Annotated in this window: 21 protein-coding genes; 17 read left to right on the forward strand and 4 right to left on the reverse strand. The window is 72.7% G+C overall.

The features are described 5' to 3' along the window. Both BJ981_RS33610 and BJ981_RS33615 read right to left on the reverse strand, forming a co-directional pair. Positions 1-717 (reverse strand): ABC transporter permease, encoded by a 717-nt coding sequence (locus BJ981_RS33610; protein WP_184617752.1) that lies wholly within the window; start codon positions 715-717, stop codon positions 1-3. A 50-nt stretch (positions 718-767) separates the two neighbouring features. Then, entirely contained in the window at positions 768-1,682 is a 915-nt protein-coding gene (locus tag BJ981_RS33615) for an ABC transporter ATP-binding protein (RefSeq protein WP_184617377.1), read from the reverse strand. Between the two features lie 203 nt (positions 1,683-1,885). Here BJ981_RS33615 and BJ981_RS33620 point away from each other — a divergent pair, with 203 nt between their 5' ends. The 10 genes from BJ981_RS33620 to BJ981_RS33665 all read left to right on the forward strand — a co-directional run bounded on the left by BJ981_RS33620 (position 1,886) and on the right by BJ981_RS33665 (position 11,292). Continuing rightward, complete coding sequence (locus tag BJ981_RS33620) at positions 1,886-2,665, forward strand: VOC family protein (RefSeq protein WP_184617378.1); 780 nt, start codon at positions 1,886-1,888, stop codon at positions 2,663-2,665. 168 nt (positions 2,666-2,833) lie between these two features. After that, positions 2,834-3,598, forward strand: coding sequence for a helix-turn-helix transcriptional regulator (locus tag BJ981_RS33625; RefSeq protein ID WP_204070633.1), 765 nt, complete (start codon positions 2,834-2,836; stop codon positions 3,596-3,598). Further along, a complete protein-coding gene (sufB, locus tag BJ981_RS33630) occupies positions 3,595-5,007 on the forward strand; it encodes a Fe-S cluster assembly protein SufB (protein ID WP_184617380.1) in 1,413 nt (470 codons plus the stop codon). Before BJ981_RS33625 ends, sufB begins: the two co-directional genes overlap by 4 nt. Before the next feature lie 2 nt (positions 5,008-5,009). Beyond that, positions 5,010-6,134 (forward strand): Fe-S cluster assembly protein SufD, encoded by a 1,125-nt coding sequence (sufD, locus tag BJ981_RS33635; RefSeq protein WP_184617381.1) that lies wholly within the window; start codon positions 5,010-5,012, stop codon positions 6,132-6,134. Beyond that, positions 6,131-6,475, forward strand: a complete 345-nt coding sequence (locus tag BJ981_RS33640) for a non-heme iron oxygenase ferredoxin subunit (protein WP_184617382.1) — start codon at positions 6,131-6,133, stop codon at positions 6,473-6,475. The genes sufD and BJ981_RS33640 overlap by 4 nt, the downstream gene beginning before the upstream one ends. A 1-nt stretch (position 6,476) precedes the next feature. Then, positions 6,477-7,223: a Fe-S cluster assembly ATPase SufC gene (gene sufC / locus BJ981_RS33645; RefSeq protein WP_184617383.1), complete on the forward strand. Its 747-nt coding sequence runs from the start codon at positions 6,477-6,479 to the stop codon at positions 7,221-7,223. Continuing rightward, on the forward strand, positions 7,220-8,482 hold the full coding sequence (locus BJ981_RS33650; RefSeq protein ID WP_184617384.1) for a cysteine desulfurase: 1,263 nt from the start codon (positions 7,220-7,222) through the stop codon (positions 8,480-8,482). The genes sufC and BJ981_RS33650 overlap by 4 nt, the downstream gene beginning before the upstream one ends. 3 nt (positions 8,483-8,485) lie before the next feature. Further along, positions 8,486-8,923, forward strand: a complete 438-nt coding sequence (gene sufU / locus BJ981_RS33655; protein ID WP_184617385.1) for a Fe-S cluster assembly sulfur transfer protein SufU — start codon at positions 8,486-8,488, stop codon at positions 8,921-8,923. A gap of 61 nt (positions 8,924-8,984) precedes the next feature. Continuing rightward, complete coding sequence (locus BJ981_RS33660) at positions 8,985-9,359, forward strand: metal-sulfur cluster assembly factor (RefSeq protein WP_184617386.1); 375 nt, start codon at positions 8,985-8,987, stop codon at positions 9,357-9,359. 427 nt (positions 9,360-9,786) lie between these two features. Next, positions 9,787-11,292, forward strand: a complete 1,506-nt coding sequence (locus BJ981_RS33665) for a DEAD/DEAH box helicase (RefSeq protein WP_239139649.1) — start codon at positions 9,787-9,789, stop codon at positions 11,290-11,292. Between the two features lie 98 nt (positions 11,293-11,390). Here the strand turns inward: BJ981_RS33665 and BJ981_RS33670 are convergent, their stop codons facing one another. Next, positions 11,391-11,990 carry a hypothetical protein gene (locus BJ981_RS33670; protein ID WP_184617387.1) on the reverse strand — a complete coding sequence of 200 codons (600 nt, stop codon included), beginning with the start codon at positions 11,988-11,990 and terminating at the stop codon, positions 11,391-11,393. Beyond that, the gene (locus BJ981_RS33675) at positions 11,987-13,774 is read right to left on the reverse strand and encodes a PHP domain-containing protein (RefSeq protein WP_204070634.1); all 1,788 of its coding nucleotides are present in this window, start codon (positions 13,772-13,774) and stop codon (positions 11,987-11,989) included. Before BJ981_RS33675 ends, BJ981_RS33670 begins: the two co-directional genes overlap by 4 nt. A gap of 252 nt (positions 13,775-14,026) precedes the next feature. Here BJ981_RS33675 and BJ981_RS33680 point away from each other — a divergent pair, with 252 nt between their 5' ends. The 7 genes from BJ981_RS33680 to BJ981_RS33710 all read left to right on the forward strand — a co-directional run bounded on the left by BJ981_RS33680 (position 14,027) and on the right by BJ981_RS33710 (position 19,033). Continuing rightward, positions 14,027-14,290, forward strand: a complete 264-nt coding sequence (locus BJ981_RS33680) for a phosphoribosyl-ATP diphosphatase (protein WP_114030187.1) — start codon at positions 14,027-14,029, stop codon at positions 14,288-14,290. Between the two features lie 66 nt (positions 14,291-14,356). Continuing rightward, a complete protein-coding gene (gene hisG / locus BJ981_RS33685) occupies positions 14,357-15,202 on the forward strand; it encodes an ATP phosphoribosyltransferase (protein WP_184617755.1) in 846 nt (281 codons plus the stop codon). 239 nt (positions 15,203-15,441) lie between these two features. After that, positions 15,442-16,680: a cytochrome P450 gene (locus tag BJ981_RS33690; protein WP_184617388.1), complete on the forward strand. Its 1,239-nt coding sequence runs from the start codon at positions 15,442-15,444 to the stop codon at positions 16,678-16,680. Next, on the forward strand, positions 16,677-16,901 hold the full coding sequence (locus BJ981_RS33695) for a ferredoxin (protein ID WP_184617389.1): 225 nt from the start codon (positions 16,677-16,679) through the stop codon (positions 16,899-16,901). Before BJ981_RS33690 ends, BJ981_RS33695 begins: the two co-directional genes overlap by 4 nt. A 2-nt stretch (positions 16,902-16,903) precedes the next feature. Then, positions 16,904-17,227 (forward strand): 2Fe-2S iron-sulfur cluster-binding protein, encoded by a 324-nt coding sequence (locus BJ981_RS33700; RefSeq protein WP_184617390.1) that lies wholly within the window; start codon positions 16,904-16,906, stop codon positions 17,225-17,227. After that, positions 17,224-18,450, forward strand: a complete 1,227-nt coding sequence (locus BJ981_RS33705) for an NAD(P)/FAD-dependent oxidoreductase (RefSeq protein WP_184617391.1) — start codon at positions 17,224-17,226, stop codon at positions 18,448-18,450. Before BJ981_RS33700 ends, BJ981_RS33705 begins: the two co-directional genes overlap by 4 nt. 25 nt (positions 18,451-18,475) lie before the next feature. Then, on the forward strand, positions 18,476-19,033 hold the full coding sequence (locus tag BJ981_RS33710; protein WP_184617392.1) for a TetR/AcrR family transcriptional regulator: 558 nt from the start codon (positions 18,476-18,478) through the stop codon (positions 19,031-19,033). Positions 19,034-19,073 lie beyond the last annotated feature (40 nt).

Here is a 19,073-nt window from a genome sequence, read left to right on the forward strand (position 1 = left end):
TCACTCCCAGCGGAAGGTGCGGGAGGCCAGGGCCAGGGTGCCCGCGGCCCAGGCGAGCAGGATCAGCAACTGCCCGATCGGCAGCCCGCCGCCGTGCGCGAGCACCTCGCGCAGGCCCCCGGTCAGCGCCGTGATCGGCAGGGCCTCGGCCACCGCGCGCAGCGGCTCAGGGAACGCGGTCACCGGCAGCACCACGCCGCCGATGCCGAGCAGCACCAGGTACACGAGGTTGGCCGCCGCGAGCGTGGCCTCGGCGCGCAGCGTGCCCGCCATCAGCAGCGCGAGCCCGCTGAACGCGGCCGTGCCCGCGAGGATCAGCGCGAGCGCGGGCAGCGCGCCGCCGGCGTGCGGGCGCCAGCCGAGGCCCAGGGCGACGGCGGCGATCACGACGACCTGGAGCGCCTCGACCGTGACCACCGCGAGGGTCTTGGCGAGCATCAGGCCCGTGCGGGACAGCGGTGTGGCGCCGAGGCGCTTGAGCACGCCGTACCGCCGCTCGAAGCCGGTGGCGATGGCCTGGCCCGTGAACGCCGTCGACATGATCGCCAGCGCGAGCACCCCGGGGGTGACGAAGTCGACGCGGTGTCCCGGGACCTCCAGCAGCGGCGCGGCGGAGAAGCCCACCAGCACCAGGATCGGGATGATCAGCGTGAGCAGGAGCTGCTCGCCGTTGCGCAGCACCGCGCGCACCTCGGCGCCGGCCTGGGCGAGCACCATGCGCCGCAGCGGGGCCGCGCCCGGCCGCGGGGTGAAGTCGAGGGCGGCGCTCACCGCAGCTCCCTTCCCGTCAGTTCGAGGAAGACGTCCTCCAGCGTGCGGCGTTCGACGCTGAGGTCGTCGGCGGTGACGCCCTCGGCGGCGCACCAGGCGGTGACCGTGCCGAGCAGCTCGGGCCCGACGTGCCCCTCGATCACGTAGTGGCCGCTCGGCGACTCCTTGGCGGCGCTGCCCGTGGGCAGCGCCTTGAGCAGCTCGTCCAGGTCGAGCCCCGGCCGGGCGCGGAACCGGAGCTGCCGCTCGGCGCCGGTGAGCGCGCGCGGGCTGCCCTCGGCCACCACCGTGCCCCGGTCGATGATGACGACCTTGTCGGCGAGCCGCTCCGCCTCGTCCATGTGGTGGGTGGTCAGCACCGTGGAGACCCCGCGGGCGCGCAGCTCGCCGACCACGTCCCAGCAGGCGTGCCGGGCCTGCGGGTCGAGCCCGGCGGTCGGCTCGTCCAGGAAGACCAGCTCGGGACGGCCGATGATGGCCGCGGCGAGCGAGAGGCGCTGCTGCTGGCCGCCCGACAGGCGGCGGTACGGGGTGCGGGCGTGCTCGGCGAGACCGAGGCGCTCCAGCAGCGCGCCGGGGTCGAGCGGGTGGGCGTGGAAGCGGGCCACCAGCCGCAGCCACTCCCCGGCGCGCATGGCCGGGGGCACGCCGCCGGACTGCGGCATGACGCCGACGCGGGGCTTGAGCGCGGCGGCGTCCCGCGCCGGGTCGAGGCCGAGCACGCGCACGGTGCCGCCGTCGGCCTTGCGGAACCCCTCGCAGATCTCGACCGTGGAGGTCTTGCCGGCGCCGTTCGGGCCGAGGATCGCGGTCACCGCGCCGCGCCCGGCGCTCAGCGTCAGGCCGTCCACGGCCACGGTGCGGCCGTACCGCTTGACCAGGCCGGTGAGCGCGACGGCTGGGGAGTCCATGGTGACGAGTCTAAGGACCGGCCGGGGCGGTCTTTCCGCCGGACCGCGCCGTGCGTGCCCGCTCGCGGTAAAGGTTGCGGGCGCCTGCGGCCAAGACGGGCCCGCCGCCCGGCCCGCGGGCCGCGCCGCCGTGTGACGCTGTCCCTGTCCTCCCGCCCTGCGCCGGAAGGACCGGGCGCGCAGCGTACGCAAGGAGGTCGCGGATGCCGGCCCGTAGCGGTTACAAGCCCGGCGTGCCCTGCTGGGTGGATCTCTCCTGTCCCGACACCGGCGCCGCCGCGGCGTTCTACGCCGAGCTGTTCGGCTGGCGCGCCGCGTTCGACCCCGACCCCGAGGCCGGCGGCTACGGCCGCTTCCTGCGCGACGGCAAGCCGGTCGCGGGCGTGGGCGCGACCTTCGCCGCGGGCGTCCCCGCGGTCTGGAACACCTACGTCGCCACCGACGACGCCGAGTCGGTCGCCGACCGGGTCAAGGAGGCCGGGGGACGGGTGTGCACCGGCCCGGTGCAGGTGTTCGACGAGGGCACCATGGCGGTCTTCCGCGACCCGGCGGGCGCGTCGTTCATGGTCTGGCAGCCCGGGCGGCACTACGGGGCCGGGCTGGTCGGCGAGCCGGGCTCGCCGTGCTGGTACGAGCTGGACTCCTGCGACCCCGAGGGCGCGAAGGCGTTCTACCCGGAGGTGTTCGGCTGGGAGCGGCGCGGCTCGGCCGACCCGGCGGGCGGGGAGTACACCGAGTGGCTGCAGGACGGCAGGCCGGTCGCGGGCATGCCCCCGGCCGGCGACAAGCTGCCTCCCGACGTGCCGTCCCGCTGGCTGGTCTTCTTCGCGGTCGCCGACTGCGACGCCGTCGTGGCCCGGACGACCGGGCTCGGGGGCGCGCTGCTCCGCCCGGCCCGTGATCTACCGCTCGGCCGCTGTGCCGTCCTGGCCGATCCCCAGGGCGCGGTGTTCGCCGCGCTCGCGCTCAGGACCCCGGCGTAGGCCCCGCGGACGCCGTCCCGGCGGGGGCCGCCGGGCTCCCATATGCCCTCTGACCAGGAGTTAGGTAAGCCTAACCTGCGTGACGGACTCCATTCCGGTGGTGCACGTCTCAAGTTGTGCGGCGGGAAGGAATTACGGCACACTGATGTTGTGAAAAACATGGCCGGGATGACGAACGCCGAGAAGGGCGCCGAGCGTGGTACACGCGCGCGCGTCGCTCGGCTCATCCTGGAGCACGGCCCGGTCGACGCCGCCGCCCTGGGCGAGCGGCTCGGGCTGACGCCCGCGGCGGTCCGGCGTCATCTGGACGCGCTGGTCGCCGAGGGAATGATAGAGCCACGCACGGCGCGCCCACGCGGGCAGCGCGGGCGCGGCAGGCCGGCGAAGCTGTTCATCATCACCGACGCCGGCCGCAGCGCCTTCGAACACGCCTACGACGGCCTGGCGGGCAGCGCGCTGCGCTTCCTCGCCGAGCACATGGGCGAGGACGCCGTGGCGAGGTTCGCCAGGTCGCAGGTCAGCGGCCTGGTCCGGCGTCTGGAGCCCCAGATGCGCGAGGTACCCGCCGAGCAGCGGGTGCGCGTGCTCGCCGAGGCCCTGACCGCCGACGGCTACGCCGCCTCGGCCAGCACGGCCAAGTCCGGCGGTGAGCAACTGTGCCAGCACCACTGCCCGGTCGCCCACGTGGCGGCGGAGTTCCCGCAGTTGTGCGAGGCCGAGACCGAGGCCTTCGGGCACCTGCTCGGCACGCCGGTGCAACGCCTGGCGACGATCGCCCACGGCGACGGGGTGTGCACGACCCACGTGAGCCCGAGGGTCCTGGCGTCGCAGCGTACGCCGCGGCGTGACGACGCGGACGGCGCCGACGACGCGGACCCCGATGACGGTAACTCGCGCAACGCGATCGAGAAGAACAAGGAGACCGGAAGGTGACTGTCACCGACCGCCCGGAGCTTGAAGGCCTCGGGAACTATAAGTTCGGCTGGGCCGATCCCGACGTGGCCGGCGCGACCGCGCGCCGGGGCCTGTCCGAGGAGGTCGTGCGGAACATCTCCGCGCTGAAGGGCGAGCCGGAGTGGATGCTCGACCTGCGCCTGAAGGGCCTCCGCCTGTTCGGCAAGAAGCCCCTGCCCACCTGGGGCTCCGACCTCACGGGCATCGACTTCGACAACATCAAGTACTTCGTCCGCTCCACCGAGAAGCAGGCCGCCTCCTGGGAGGAACTGCCCGCGGACATCAAGAACACCTACGACAAGCTCGGCATCCCCGAGGCGGAGAAGCAGCGCCTGATCGCCGGCGTCGCGGCCCAGTACGAGTCCGAGGTGGTCTACCACAAGATCCGTGAGGACCTCGAGGAGAAGGGCGTCGTCTTCCTCGACACCGACACCGGCCTCAAGGAGCACCCCGAGCTCTTCAAGGAGTACTTCGGGTCGGTCATCCCCGTGGGCGACAACAAGTTCGCCTCGCTGAACACGGCGGTGTGGTCGGGCGGCTCGTTCATCTACGTGCCGCCGAACGTCAACGTCGAGATCCCGCTCCAGGCCTACTTCCGGATCAACACCGAGAACATGGGCCAGTTCGAGCGCACGCTGATCATCGTCGACGAGGGCTCCTACGTCCACTACGTCGAGGGCTGCACCGCGCCGATCTACTCCTCCGACTCGCTGCACAGCGCGGTCGTCGAGATCATCGTGAAGAAGAACGCCCGCTGCCGGTACACGACCATCCAGAACTGGTCGAACAACGTCTACAACCTGGTCACCAAGCGCGCCGTCGCCTACGAGGGCGCCACCATGGAGTGGATCGACGGCAACATCGGCTCCAAGGTCACGATGAAGTACCCGGCGGTCTACCTCATGGGCGAGCACGCCAAGGGCGAGACCCTGAGCGTCGCCTTCGCCGGCGAGGGCCAGCACCAGGACGCGGGCGCCAAGATGGTGCACCTCGCGCCGAAGACCTCCTCCACGATCATCTCCAAGTCGGTCGCGCGGGGCGGCGGGCGCACGTCCTACCGCGGCCTGGTCCAGATCGAGGAGGGCGCGGCGGGGTCGGCCTCGACCGTCAAGTGCGACGCGCTGCTCATCGACCAGATCAGCCGCTCGGACACCTACCCCTACGTCGACGTCCGCGAGGACGACGTCTCCATGGGCCACGAGGCCACGGTCTCCAAGGTCTCCGACGACCAGCTCTTCTACCTGATGAGCCGCGGCCTGACCGAGGACGAGGCCATGGCGATGATCGTCCGCGGCTTCGTCGAGCCGATCGCACGCGAGCTCCCGATGGAGTACGCCCTGGAGCTCAACCGCCTGATCGAGCTGCAGATGGAAGGGGCGGTGGGCTGACCATGGGCCTGGACACCAAACCCGTCTCCAGCCTGCACGGGAAGTCCTCCTACGACCTGGCGGACTTCCCCGTGCCGACCGGGCGCGAGGAGTCCTGGAGGTTCACCCCGCTCTCGCGCCTGCGCGGCCTGCACGACGGCACCGCCCCGGTGGCGGGCACCGTCGTGCTGGAGGTCCACCCCGGGCCGGAGGTCTCCGTCGAGACCGTCGGCCGCGACGATCCCCGCGTCGGCAAGGCGTACGTGCCCGCCGACCGGGTGAGCGTCCAGGCGTACACCTCCTTCGAGAAGGCCACCGTCATCACGGTGCCCAAGGAGACCGTGACCTCCGAGCCGATCGTGGTCGACGTGCGCGGCCACGGCGCGGGCGGCGCGACCTACGGCCACCTGGTGATCCGGGTCGAGCCGCTGGCGCAGGCCGTGCTGGTCCTGGACCACCGGGGCAGCGCCGTGTACGCCGACAACGTCGAGTTCGTCGTCGGCGAGGGCGCCTCGCTCAAGGTGGTCAGCCTCCAGGACTGGGACGACGACGCCGTGCACGTCTCCCACCACCACGCCCAGCTCGGCAAGGACGCCACCTTCAAGAGCTTCGTGGTCACCCTGGGCGGCGACCTGGTGCGCCTGGCCCCGTCGGTGTCCTACACCGGCCGCGGCGGCGACGCCGACCTGAGCGGCCTGTACTTCGCCGACGCCGGTCAGCACCTGGAGCACCGCCTGCTGGTCGACCACACCGTGCCGGACTGCCGCAGCCACGTCGACTACCGCGGCGCGCTGCAGGGCGAGGACGCCCACGCGGTCTGGATCGGCGACGTGATCATCCGCGTCGAGGCGACCGGCACCGACACCTACGAGCTGAACCGCAACCTCATCCTCACCGACGGCGCCCGCGCCGACTCGGTGCCGAACCTGGAGATCCTCACCGGCGAGGTCGCGGGAGCCGGGCACGCCTCGGCCTCCGGCAGGCTCGACGACGAGCACATCTTCTACCTTCAGGCCCGCGGCATCCCGCACGACGAGGCGCGCCGCCTGGTCGTGCGCGGCTACTTCGCCCAGCTCATCGAGAAGATCGAGGTCGAGGAGATCCGCGCCCGGGTGCTCGCCGCGGTGGAGGCGGAGCTCGCGCGATGACGTTCGAAAAGGTCTGCGTGCTGTCCGACATCCCTGACGGCGGCGTCGCCGGGGTCGAGGTGGACGGCACGCCCGTGGCGCTGGTCCGCAAGGACGGCGAGGTGTTCGCCCTGCACGACGTCTGCTCGCACGCCGAGGTCCGGCTGAGCGAGGGCGAGGTGTACGACGGCACGCTGGAGTGCTGGCTGCACGGCTCGTGCTTCGACATCCGCTCCGGCAAGCCCACCGGCCCGCCCGCCACCCGACCCGTTCCCGTGTACCGCGTGAAGGTCGAGGGCGACGACGTCCTCGTCGCGCTCGACGCCGCGGACGCTGACACCGCCCAAGATCAGGAGTCGTAAGTTGTCCACCCTGGAAATTCGTGACCTGCATGTCGCCGTGGAGGACAAGGAGATCCTGCGCGGCGTCGACCTGACCGTCCGCTCCGGCGAGACCCACGCCCTGATGGGGCCGAACGGCTCGGGCAAGTCGACGCTCGCCTACGCGATCGCCGGTCACCCGAAGTACACCGTCACCTCCGGCACCGTCACCCTCGACGGCGAGGACGTCCTGTCGCTCGGCGTCGACGAGCGCGCCCGCGCCGGCCTGTTCCTGGCCATGCAGTACCCGGTCGAGGTCCCGGGCGTCTCGGTGTCCAACTTCCTGCGCAGCGCCGTCACGGCCGTGCGCGGCGAGGCGCCGAAGCTGCGCCTGTTCACCAAGGAGCTCAAGGAGGGCATGGACGCCCTGTCCATCGACTCCTCCTTCGCCCAGCGCAACCTCAACGAGGGCTTCTCCGGCGGTGAGAAGAAGCGCCACGAGATCCTCCAGCTCGAACTGCTCAAGCCGAAGATCGCCATCCTGGACGAGACCGACTCCGGCCTGGACGTCGACGCGCTGCGCGTCGTCTCCGAGGGCGTCAACCGGTTCCGCTCCTCGGGCGAGACCGGCGTGCTGCTGATCACGCACTACACCCGCATCCTGCGCTACGTGAAGCCCGACTTCGTCCACGTCTTCGCGGGCGGCAGGATCGTCGAGGAGGGCGGCCCCGAGCTGGCCGACAAGCTCGAGTCCGAGGGCTACGAGCGCTACACCAAGGCGACTGCATGACCGACAGCACGTTCGAGGTGGAGAGGATCCGGAAGGACTTCCCGATCCTCTCCCGCGAGCTGCCCGGGGGCCGGCCCCTGATCTACCTGGATTCCGGCAACTCCTCGCAGAAGCCCGCGCACGTCATCACCACCATGCGCGACCATCTGGAGCAGCACTACAGCAACGTCGGCCGGGCGCTGCACGTGCTGGGCAGCGAGTCGACCGAGGCCTACGAGGGCGCCCGCGACGCGGTGGCCGCCTTCGTCGGCGCGCCGAGCCGTGACGAGATCATCTTCACCAAGAACGCCTCCGAGGCGCTGAACCTCGTGGCGTACGCCTTCGGCAACCCCGTGGGCGAGGACGAGCGCTTCCGCCTCGGCCCGGGCGACGAGATCGTGATCTCCGAGATGGAGCACCACTCCAACATCGTGCCCTGGCAGCTCCTGGTCCAGCGCACGGGCGCCACGCTGCGGTGGTTCCCCGTGACCGACGAGGGCCGGCTGGACCTGTCCGGGCTGGACGAGCTGGTCACGGAACGCACGAAGATCGTGTCGATCGTCCACCAGTCCAACGTCCTCGGCACGGTCAACCCGGTCGCGCAGGTCCTGGCGCGGGCCCGCCAGGTCGGCGCGCTGATGATGCTCGACGCCTCCCAGTCGGTGCCCCACCGCCCGGTGGACGTGGCCGCGCTCGGCGTCGACTTCGTCGCCTTCACCGGCCACAAGATGGTCGGCCCCTCCGGCATCGGCGTGCTGTGGGGGAAGAACGAGCTGCTGGAGGCCATGCCTCCGTTCCTCGGCGGCGGCGAGATGATCGAGGCCGTCTGGATGGACCACTCCACGTTCGCGCCGGTGCCGCACAAGTTCGAGGCCGGCACCCCGCCGATCGTCGAGGCGGTCGGGCTCGGCGCCGCGGTCGAGTACCTCACCGGCATCGGCATGGAGGAGATCCGGCGGCACGAGCACGAGCTCACCGAGTACGCGCTCGGCGCGCTCGCGGAGGTCCCGGGACTGCGGGTGATCGGCCCCACCACGGCCGAGGACCGCGGGGGCACGCTGTCGTTCACGATCCCCGGCATCCACCCGCACGACGTCGGGCAGATCCTCGACGACCGGTTCGGCATAGCCGTGCGCGTCGGGCACCACTGCGCCCGGCCGCTGCACCTGCGCTTCGGAATACCGGCGACCACACGGGCGTCGTTCTACCTGTACAACACCACGGACGAGATCGACGCGCTGGTCCGGGGGCTCCGCCACGTCCAGAAGGTGTTCGGATAAGACATGATCGCCGAGTCGCTGTACCAGGAGCTGATCCTGGAGCATTACAAGCACCCGCAGGGCCGGGGCCTGCGCGAGCCGTACGACGCCGAGGTGCACCACGTGAACCCGACCTGCGGCGACGAGGTCACCATGCGGGTGAAGCTCGGCGACGGCGGCAAGGTCGAGGACGTCTCCTACGACGGGCAGGGCTGCTCGATCAGCCAGGCCGCGGCGTCGGTGCTGCACGAGCTGGCCACCGGCTCGACCGTCGAGAGCACCCTCGCGGTCGTGGACGAGTTCACCCGGCTGATGCAGGGCCGGGGGCAGGTCGAGCCGGACGAGGACGTCCTCGGGGACGCGGTGGCGTTCGCCGGGGTGGCCAAGTACCCGGCGCGGGTCAAGTGCGCCCTGCTGGCCTGGATGGCCTACAAGGACGCCCTGGTGAGGAGCTCGGCATGATCGGCGTGCGAGCCCTGGACGACAACCGCCGCGCGTGGGCGCGGCGAGGCGAGGAGGCGGCGTGAGCAAGCCCGTGGAGACCCCGACCGGGGCCGAGGCCGGATACGACGGCGAGACCACGCTCGAAGAGGTCTTCGAGGCGCTCAAGGACGTCGTGGACCCCGAGCTCGGCGTCAACGTCGTCGACCTCGGCCTGGTGTACGGCGTCAACCTCGACCCGGGGCAGCCCGGCGGGGCGCCCGTGGCGACGCTGGACATGACGCTGACCAGCGCCGCGTGCCCGCTCACCGACGTCATCGAGGAGCAGGCCCACTCCGCCCTGGACGGCATGGTGTCCGATGTGAAGATCAACTGGGTCTGGCTTCCCCCGTGGGGTCCCGACAAGATCACCGACGACGGGCGCGAGCAGCTCCGCATGCTCGGCTTCAACGTCTGAGCCCGCGTCCCGGCCCGGGCGTCCGCCCGGGTCACCGTCGCAGCCGGCGCCAGGAGCCACCGTCCGGGCCACGACGCGCGCCCACGGCCACGCCGTCCCGGGGACGGTGACGCACGCCGTCGTCGCGCGCCTCGGACCGCGGCCGCGCGATCCGGGCGGCGCAGCGCGTTCCGCCCGCCGGCCGCGCCGTCACGTCCGGCGCCCGGCCCCGCGCCGTCCCCGTGATCGCCCTCGTTGATCGCGGCCCCGCCCGGGTCGGGTAGACTGGACACACACCCCTTCATGAGCGGCGCTCGCGTCCGTTGCGAGGCGCACTCCCGCGTCCCCCGGGCGCCCTCATGTTCACTACGGCGCACGCCGTACGTCCCGGCTCGTCCTTTCGCAGAAGTGACGTGCCATCTCTCGTCGATCGAAAGGCACGTCACTCGTGACAACCAGCAACGCCGCCATGCCCGCGCACGCCCAGGCGGAGCCGCAGGACGCGCCGCCGGCGCGTCAGGGCCGGGCGGCGTCGGAGTCCGCCCCGTCGGAGTTCGCCCTCCTCGGCCTCCCGAAGCCCCTGATCAGCGCGCTCGCCCGCCAGGGCATCACCAGCCCGTTCCCCATCCAGCGGGCCACCATCCCCGACATCCTCGCCGGGCGCGACGTGCTCGGCCGGGGCCAGACCGGCTCGGGCAAGACCCTGGCCTTCGGCCTGCCCGCCATGACGCGCGTCGCCGGGACCAGGGCCGCCGCGGGCCGTCCCCTCGCCGTCGTCCTCGTGCCGACCCGCGAGCTCGCCATGCAGGTCACCGACGCGCTGGAGCCGCTCGGCCGCGGCCTGTCCCTGCGCATGAAGACCGTCGTCGGCGGCATGTCCATGGGCAGGCAGATCGAGGCGCTGCGGCGCGGCGTCGAGATCGTCGTCGCCACCCCCGGGCGGCTCACCGACCTGGTCCAGCAGGGCGAGTGCTCGCTGGCCGACGTCAAGGTCACCGTGATCGACGAGGCCGACCACATGTGCGACCTCGGCTTCTTCCCCGTGGTCAGCGCGCTGCTCGCCCGGACCCCCGCCGACTGCCAGCGCCTGCTGTTCTCCGCCACCCTGGACGGCGACGTCGACAAGCTCGTCCGCCGCTTCCTGGACGACCCGGTGACGCACTCCCTGGCCCCGGCCACCTCGCCCGTGGACACCATGGAGCACCACATGGTCCAGGTCACCCGGGACGACAAGTTCGCGGTCACCGCCGAGATCGCCGGCCGTGAGGGCCGCACGATCATGTTCGTGCGCACCCAGCACGGCGTCGACCGCCTGGTGAAGCAGCTCGCCCGGGTCGGCGTCCGCGCGGGCGGCCTGCACGGGGGCAAGCGCCAGAACCAGCGCACCCGCATCCTGTCGGAGTTCCGCGACGGCGCGGTCGGCGTCCTGGTCTGCACCGACGTGGCCGCCCGCGGCATCCACGTCGACGACGTCAGCCTCGTCCTGCACGTGGACCCGCCGATGGACCACAAGAGCTACCTGCACCGCGGCGGGCGCACGGCGCGGGCCGGCGAGCGCGGCACGGTGATGACCCTGGTGCTGCCCGGCGAGCGCCGGTCGGCGGAGTCGATGACCCGCCGCGCCGGGGTGCGGCCGCAGCGCCTGAAGGCCGTGCCGGGAGACCCGCTGCTGGCCGAGCTGGCGGGCGCGCGGACGCCGAGCGGGATCGCGGTCCCGGTCTGGGAGCCGCCGGCCCCGGTCGCCGAGCGGCGCCCGCGCCGTGAGGGAGGCCAGGGCGGCGACCGCCGTCCGCGCCGCTACCACGACCGCTCCCGCGAGGAGGGCGAGCGCCGCGACGGCGACCAGCGGCCGGGCGAGCGCCGTGAGCGCAGGTTCGACGGCGAGCGGCGCCCGGAGGGCCGGTCCGGGTCCCGCGGCGCGGGCCCGCGCACGCGGCGAGCCGCCCAGGGGTGACCCGGGCGGCCCGCCGGGCCGGGGAAGCCGGCGCGGTGGGTCTCGGTGGCCTGACCGGGCCGGGACCCGATCGGACGTGATCCGGCGGGCGGGCGCGGTCAGGCGTGGTCGGCGCAGCAGGGCGTCGGGTCCGGCACCTCGGCCGGCATGAGCGCGCCGCCGATCGCGGGCATGGTCAGCAGCACGATCCGGCCGTCGCGCCACTGCGGGCGCACGAAGCCCTGCGTCACGACCGGTGTGCCGGGCTCGGGGTCGCCGGCGTGGGCCAGCACCGCGACGCGCTCGATCGCCGAGCGGTCCAGCAGCTCGGCGACGGTCAGCGTCCCGGTCAGCGCCTCGTGCCCGGGGTAGACGACCAGGCGCCCGCCGGACCGCGCCGCGTGCTCGGCCGCGGCCAGCGCGGCGCCCTCCGCCAGAGCCCCGGGCCCGGCGCGGCGCCCGCCGAGCGCGGCCCCGAGGCCGTCCGGCGGCTCGGGAAGCCGAGGCGGCCCGCCGGGCGCGGTCGCGCCGAGGTCCAGGGACAGGGCGACGTGCGGCAGGCCCGTCGCCGTGCGGACGAAGTGCGTGCAGCCGACGATCCCCGCCGGTCCGCCGGGCGCCTCCGCCCCGTCCGTGAGCTCCAGGGAGTCCAGGACGTGGCGGAGCAGGTGCTCGGCCTCGGGGACCGTCCGCGAGCCCGCGTCAAGGCCGAGGATCATCCGCGCGGCACGATCCAGATCGGGTTGCTGTAGAACCACAGGTCCTTCCACGGGTCGGCGTCGCCGAAGACGTCGATCGCGGGGCCGGCCGGGTCGACGGCCGCGCCCAGCAGGCCCGGGGCGCCGCGGTTGCCGTCCGTGCCGCGCAGGCGCACGTACACCGGGCGGGCGATCGCGCCGAGCTGGTAGGTGAAGCTCACCGTGCCGGTGTTCTTGCCCACCTCGAAGGACTTGACGACCTTGGTGGCCGGGGTCGTGAACACGTCCTTGTCGGCGGCCGGGCCGGTGACGTCGCCCTGGATGACGTCCACGCGGGCGAGGGCGGGGACGAACTGCGCCCAGTTGGGCCGGTCGGCCAGGGTGATCTCGATGGCGACCTCGACCTTGGCGCCCTTGCGCACCTGCAGCGTGTCGCCGAGGGTGACGCCGCGCTCGCCGCCCTTGACCTCGCGGACCCGCACGACCAGGCCGCTGATCAGGCCGCCGTGGTCCACCCAGACGCGGCCGGCGCGCAGGGCGTCCATGACGGCGCCGTAGGCGAAGCTCTTCGCGCCGACGTGGGTGCGGCTGTAGTAGCCGGGCCAGAAGTCGCCGTTGTTCAGGTTGGGCGTGCCGCCGTGGACCGGGTCGTTGTACCGGCCGTTGGCGTCGAAGCCGCCGCCGGGCCCGCGCACGCTGGTGTCGCCCCACACGGTGTGGGAGTCGGAGTTGGCGGTGATCCACCACGGCTTGCCCTCGGCGAGGAGGCTGTCCCACAGGCCGCCGACCGTCGCGGTCATCCAATCGAAGCCGCCGAAGGTCTTGTAGCTCTCGGCCGGGTAGCCGGGGAAGGAGTCGGCGCTCGGGCCGCCGTCGTAGTACCCGCGCCCGCCGCCGGGTCCGGCCGGCTTGGGGATGCCCGCCGCCTGGTGCCCGGGGGCGCCCTCCATGCCGACGGCGATGCCGGGCGCGGCGTCGCGCCAGCCGCGGATCTCGTGCGGGGAGTCGATGCCCTTGCGCGAGGGGTGGTTGGCGAGGAACAGCGCGTCGTCCACGCGCCGCCGCTTGACGGCCTGGGCGAGGAAGTTCAGGCCCGCGATGGCCAGGGCCTCGTTCTGCGGCGTGCCGGCGGTCGCGCCCTTGACCGCGCCGTCGAAGGAGTTCTCGAACTCCTTCAGCGTGGCGACCTCCTCGCGGCCCGGGGCGACGAAGACGGTGCCGTGCTCGGCGGCGGGGATGTTCCACTCCAGGCCCTGGAAGACCAGGGTGTCCTTGACGAGCCGGCGCGCGGCGACGATGTCGGGGTTGACGATCTCGACGCCGATCTTGGCGTGCGTGGCGCCGCCGTGGTCGGTGATGACCATCCAGTCCAGGCCGAACGCGTTGGCGTGCCGGACGTGGTCGATCACGCGGTACTGGCCGTCGGAGCTGTGCTGGGTGTGGATGTGGTGGTCCCCGGCCAGCCACCGGTAGCCGTCGCGCGGTTCGTCGCCGTGCCGGGCGCGGGCGGCGGAGGACGCCGAGGCGGCGGCCTCGCCCTGCGCGCCGAGCACGCCCGCGGCGGTCAGGCCCGCGCCGAGCAGGCCCGCGCGCCGGAACATCTGGCGCCGCGACAGCTCGGAGGGGGAGAGCTCGGCGTCCGGGACGGTCAGGTCGGCGACCGGGCCGAGGCCGGCCCCTTCGGCGTCGTGCGCGTGAGGGTGTGCGTGATCGTGGGGGTGTGCGTGATCGTGAGGGTGATCGTGCCCGTGGCCCAATTTCTTGCCTTTCCCGATGCGGACCGGATCGATCTTGGTCCGGTCCACCAGGAACCCTCGCAAAAGGCACTGAACTCGATGTGAACACTCCGGATCGGGCGGGGGTCCAACGGCTTGCGATCGTGGCTCCCGGACGGCCGCCGCCCTCGCGCGCGTTTTCTGTGCCGCCGGCGCGCGCCCCGGGCGGGGGAGCAAGCGCGCGGGGACGCGGCACGCGATCTCGCCAGATGGGCGCCTGCCGCGTCGCACGCTCCGGGCCGACTACTCTTGACGGGCAGGCACACCCACGTGAGAGAGAACATGAAGACCTTCGAAGAGCTGTTCGCCGAGCTGTCGGACAAGGCGCGCACCCGTCCCGCCGGGTCGGGCACCGTCGCGGCCCTGGACGCCGGTGTCCATGCCATCGGCAAGAAGGTCGTGGAGGAGGCGGCCGAGAGCTGGATGGCCGCCGAGCACGAGTCGGCCGACCGCGCGGCGGAAGAGATCTCGCAGCTCCTCTATCACGTGCAGGTCCTGATGATCGCCCGGGGCATCGGGCTCGACGAGGTCTACAAGCATCTCTAGGCCGGCTCCGACCGGCCTTCGCCGACCGGCCTCGTCCTCTCCGATCCGAAGGAACCATCCGTGACCATGCTGCGCCTGGCCGTGCCCAACAAGGGCGTTCTCACCGAGGCCGCCCAGACCATCCTGAAAGAGGCGGGCTACCGCGCCCGCAAGGACTCCAAAGAGCTCGTCGTCGTCGACCCCGAGAACGCCTGCGAGCTGTTCTTCCTGCGCCCCCGCGACATCGCCGTCTACGTCGGCGAGGGCACCCTGGACGCCGGCATCACCGGCCTGGACATGCTGTTCGACTCCGGCGCCCCGGCCGAGGAGGTCATGCCGCTCGGCTTCGGCGTCTCCACCTTCCGCTTCGCCGCCAAGGCCGGGGTGTTCTCCTCGGTCAGGGACCTCGACGGCATGCGCGTGGCCACCTCCTACGCCGGCCTGCTCGGCAAGCACCTCGCCGAGGTCGGCGTCGAGGCCCGGGTGATCAAGCTGGACGGCGCGGTCGAGACCGCGATCCGTCTCGGGGTGGCCGACGCCGTCGCCGACGTCGTCGAGACCGGCACCACCCTGCGCAACGTCGGCCTGGACGTCTTCGGCGACCCCATCGCCCACTCCCAGGCCGTGCTGATCAAGCGGGCCGGCGCGGAGGAGACCTCGGGCCTGCGTCAGCTCGTCCGCCGCCTGCAGGGCGTCATCGTCGCCCGCGACTACGTGATGATCGACTACGACATCCGGGCCGAGCGCATCGACGAGGCCATCGCGCTCACCCCCGGCATGGAGGGGCCGACGGTGTCCCCGCTGCACCGCGAGGGCTGGGTCGCGGTCCGCGCGATGGTGCCCCGCAAGGGCCACCAGCAGGTGATGGACCAGCTGGGGGAGATCGGCGCCAAGGCCGTCCTCGCCACCGCCATCTTCGCCTGCCGCCTGTAGCGCCGTTCCGGGCCGCGCCGCCTCCGCCCGGCGCGGCCTTCTGATCCTTTCGCGCGGAGTTCACCCCGGCCGGGACGCGGCGACATCCGCGTGCCCGGCCTTCGTGTTCCCGGCGCCGCCGGACGGGAATTACTCAACACCTCACCGTTGACGCGTGAAACCTATTGCGCTTAACTAGCCACATGGCTAACACTAGCCATCTGGCTAACCCGGCGGAAGCTACCGATTCCGAGGCTGAGATGACCATCAGCGACGACCGAGCCGCCCGGCTCGCGATCGACGAGATCAACCTGGCAGACCCCGACTTCTGGCTGCGCGACGACTACCACGACGCGCTGACGGTGCTGCGCGACGAGCGGCCGATCTCCTGGCACGAGCATCCCGAGAGCGGCAAAGGCTTCTGGGCGTTCCTCGACCACGCCGACATCGCCGCCGTCACCCAGGACTGGAAGAACTATTCGAGCAAGTACGGGATGCGGGTGCACCACGACTGGGGCACCGGCCAGCTGCGTCCCGGCACCGGCGTCTTCATCGAGATGGACCCGCCGGAGCACACCGCCAACAGGAAGAACGTGAGCGTCGGGTTCACCCCGCGCCAGATCCGGCGGATGGACGAGTACATCCGCGCCCAGGCCCGCAGGATCGTCGCCCGCTACAGCGCCGGCGACGAGATCGACTTCGTGGCCGAGATCTCCGCCGACCTGCCGATCCAGATCGTCTGCGACCTGATGGGCGTCCCCGACGCGGACCGCCCGTACATGCTGGAGCTGTCCAACAAGACCGTCGGCGACCAGGACCCCGAGTACGGCGTCTCCACCGACGAGGGGGCCCACGCCACGCGCGCCCTGCGCGAGTACGGCGTGGCGCTCGCGGCCGAGCGGCGCGCCAACCCCGAGGAGGACCTGATCTCCTCGATCGCGCGGTTCGAGGTCGGCGGCGAGCTCTGCCCGCCGGAGATGATCGGCGGCTACTTCGCCCTGCTCGTCGCCGCGGGCAACGAGACGACCCGCACCGCGATCTCCCACGGGATGCACGCGTTCACGCTGTTCCCCGAGGAGCGCCGCCGCTTCCTCGCCGACCCGGTCGGCCTGCAGCACACGGCCGCCGAGGAGATCGTCCGCTGGGCCACGCCCGTGCGGCACATGGGCCGGGTGCTCGAACACGACTACGAGTACAAGGGCTTCCAGATGCGCAAGTGGCAGAAGGCCGCCGTCTGGTACGCCGCCTCCAACCGCGACCCCGCCGTCTTCGAGAACCCCTTCCGGTTCGACATCGGCCGTGACCCGAACCCGCACCAGAGCTTCGGCGCCGGCGGCCCGCACTTCTGCATGGGGGCCAACCTGGCACGGCGCGAGATCTGGATGCTCTTCCAGGAGCTGTTCGCCCGCTTCCCCGAGTCCGAGGTCGTCGCGGAGCCGGTCAAGCTGCGCTCGATCCACGTCAACGGGATCAAGTCGATGAAGGTCGTGCTGCGATGACCGGCGCGGTGCGGACCACCCGGCTGCTGTCGGTCGAGGCCGACGTGTGCGAGGGCAACGCGGTCTGCGCGCGCATGGCGCCCGACCTGTTCGTGCTCCCCGGCGACGTCGAGGTGGTCACCGTCGTCAGGCAGCCGGACACGGCCGAGCTCGTCAGGCGCGCGGAGATGGCCGTCCGCCGGTGCCCCAAGCGCGCCCTGCGCTACGACGAGGTGCTGTGACCATGGCCGAGGTGACGCTCATCAGCCACTCCGGCACCCGCACCACGCTCGAGGTGCCGCCCGGCACCAGCGTCATGCGCGCGGCCATCGCCAACGGCGTCCGCGGCATCTACGCCGAATGCGGCGGCGACACCATGTGCGCCACCTGCCACGTCTACGTCGACCCCGAGTTCGCCGGGCTGTTCCCGCCCGTGAACGAGGACGAGGACGAGATGCTGGAGGCCACCGCCTGCGACCGGCTGCCGAGCAGCCGCCTGAGCTGCCGCCTCACCATCCCCGACGGGTGCGGCGCGGTCGTCGTCCGGCTCCCCGAGTCGCAGCGATGAGCGAGCGCGTCGTCATCGTCGGGGCCGGCCACGCCGGGATCTCCACGGCTTTCGAACTGCGCGAGGCCGGGTTCGCCGGGCCGGTCGTCGTGCTCGACCAGGCCGGGCACGAGCCCTACGAGCGCCCGCCGCTGTCGAAGGCGTGGCTGGCCGGCGCCGTCTCCACCGGCGAGCTGGCCTTCCGCGGCCCCGAGGTGTACGCGCGGCGGCGGATCGAGCTGCGCACCGGCGTGCGGGTGAGCGCGATCGACCGCGGGCCCCGCGAGGTGGTCACCGCGGACGGCGCGCGCCTGCCCTACGACCACCTGGTGCTGGCCACCGGCGCCCGCCCCCGCGCGCTGCCGGTCCCCGGCGCCGGCCTCGCCGGCGTGCACCGCCTGCACACCCTGGCCGACGCCCTGGCGCTGCGCGCCGCCCTGGACGGCGCACGCGCCCTGGCCATCGTCGGCGGCGGGTTCATCGGGCTGGAGGTCGCCGCCGCGGCGCGCAAGCGCGGGGTCCCGACGACCGTCGTCGAGGCGGCGCCGCGGCTGATGCGGCGCGTCGTGAGCGAGCCGGTCTCGGCCTTCTACCACCGTCTGCACGAGGAGGCGGGCTGCGTGATCCGCACCGAGGCGGCCGTCGGCGCGCTGACCGGCGAGGACGGGCACGTGACCGGGGTGCGGCTCGCCGACGGCGCCACGGTGCCCGCCGACATGGTGGTGGCCGGCATCGGTGTCGTGCCCGAGACGGGCCTGGCCGGCGCGGCCGGGCTGGCGACCGGTGACGGCGTGCTGGTCGACGAGGCGCTGCGAACCTCCGACCCGGCGGTCTTCGCCGTCGGCGACTGCGCCCGCTTCCCGCTCGGCGAGGCGATGGTGCGCCTGGAGTCGGTCCAGAACGCGGCCGACCAGGGACGCGCGGTCGCCGCCGCGATCACCGGCGACGCCCGGCCCTACCGGGACGTCCCGTGGTTCTGGACCGACCAGCACGGATGCAAGCTGCAGATCGCCGGGATCGCCACCGGCGCGGACGAGTGGGCCGTCGTCGGCGACGTCCAGGAGCGGCGCTTCACGGTGCTGTGCTGGCGCCGCGGCGCCCTGGTGGCGGGCGAGTCGGTCAACAGGCCGGCCGACCACCTCGCGCTGCGCCGGCTGATCGCGGCCAAGGCGTCGATCTCGCCCGCGGCCGCGCGGGCCGGCGGCTTCACGCTCAAGGACCATGCCCGCTCACTGGCCGGATGAGGCCCTGCCCGAGAAGGGACCACCCATGAAGCCCGACCCCGAGAACGTCCCGGCTCCCGAACGCATCAAGGAGGCCGCGATCCGGCTGATGCGCGTCAAGGCGCCGAGCCGGATCACCGGCCGGGAGCTGGCGGCCGAGGCCCAGGTCAACTACGGCCTCGTCCACCACTACTTCGGCGGCAAGAACCAGGCGCTGCGCGAGGCGTTCCGCGAGCTCGCCCGGCAGTACGTCGACGCCGTCCAGACCATGCCCGACCACGAGCGGATCCTGCCCAACGCCGGGCCCGAGCTGAGCGACGTGTGGTTCGTGCTGGCCAACCTGGCGATGGACCCCGACTCCCTGGACATCGTCGACTGGGACTACCCCCTGCTACGTAACCGGCTCGCCGCCCGCCTGGCCGCGGAAGGCGAGGGCGCCGGCGCGGCGCGGGAGCACATCAGGCAGGACATCGCCGTCGCCTTCGCGCTCGCGCTCGGCTGGACGGTCTTCCAGCCCTTCATCTGCGACGCGCTGGAGCTCGACGCGGAGGCCCGCAAGGCCGTCGACCGCGCGACCGCCGACATGGTCGCCGAGCGCTGGTGAGACGGCGATGCCCGCCCCCCGCGACGACGGCCACCCCATC

The sequence above is a fragment of the Sphaerisporangium krabiense genome (assembly GCF_014200435.1).
Lineage (GTDB): Bacteria > Actinomycetota > Actinomycetes > Streptosporangiales > Streptosporangiaceae > Sphaerisporangium > Sphaerisporangium krabiense.

Coding starts and splice junctions, on each gene's coding strand:
- BJ981_RS33695 (WP_184617389.1), top strand. CDS start 16,677: ATGACCGGCGCGGTGCGGACCACCCGGCTGCTGTCGGTCGAGGCCGAC.
- BJ981_RS33615 (WP_184617377.1), bottom strand. CDS start 1,682: ATGGACTCCCCAGCCGTCGCGCTCACCGGCCTGGTCAAGCGGTACGGC.
- BJ981_RS33680 (WP_114030187.1), top strand. CDS start 14,027: ATGAAGACCTTCGAAGAGCTGTTCGCCGAGCTGTCGGACAAGGCGCGC.
- BJ981_RS33710 (WP_184617392.1), top strand. CDS start 18,476: ATGAAGCCCGACCCCGAGAACGTCCCGGCTCCCGAACGCATCAAGGAG.
- BJ981_RS33620 (WP_184617378.1), top strand. CDS start 1,886: ATGCCGGCCCGTAGCGGTTACAAGCCCGGCGTGCCCTGCTGGGTGGAT.
- BJ981_RS33690 (WP_184617388.1), top strand. CDS start 15,442: ATGACCATCAGCGACGACCGAGCCGCCCGGCTCGCGATCGACGAGATC.
- BJ981_RS33610 (WP_184617752.1), bottom strand. CDS start 717: ATGGTGCTCGCCCAGGCCGGCGCCGAGGTGCGCGCGGTGCTGCGCAAC.
- BJ981_RS33625 (WP_204070633.1), top strand. CDS start 2,834: ATGACGAACGCCGAGAAGGGCGCCGAGCGTGGTACACGCGCGCGCGTC.
- BJ981_RS33705 (WP_184617391.1), top strand. CDS start 17,224: ATGAGCGAGCGCGTCGTCATCGTCGGGGCCGGCCACGCCGGGATCTCC.
- BJ981_RS33640 (WP_184617382.1), top strand. CDS start 6,131: ATGACGTTCGAAAAGGTCTGCGTGCTGTCCGACATCCCTGACGGCGGC.
- sufU (WP_184617385.1), top strand. CDS start 8,486: ATGATCGCCGAGTCGCTGTACCAGGAGCTGATCCTGGAGCATTACAAG.
- sufD (WP_184617381.1), top strand. CDS start 5,010: ATGGGCCTGGACACCAAACCCGTCTCCAGCCTGCACGGGAAGTCCTCC.
- BJ981_RS33700 (WP_184617390.1), top strand. CDS start 16,904: ATGGCCGAGGTGACGCTCATCAGCCACTCCGGCACCCGCACCACGCTC.
- hisG (WP_184617755.1), top strand. CDS start 14,357: ATGCTGCGCCTGGCCGTGCCCAACAAGGGCGTTCTCACCGAGGCCGCC.
- BJ981_RS33650 (WP_184617384.1), top strand. CDS start 7,220: ATGACCGACAGCACGTTCGAGGTGGAGAGGATCCGGAAGGACTTCCCG.
- BJ981_RS33670 (WP_184617387.1), bottom strand. CDS start 11,990: ATGATCCTCGGCCTTGACGCGGGCTCGCGGACGGTCCCCGAGGCCGAG.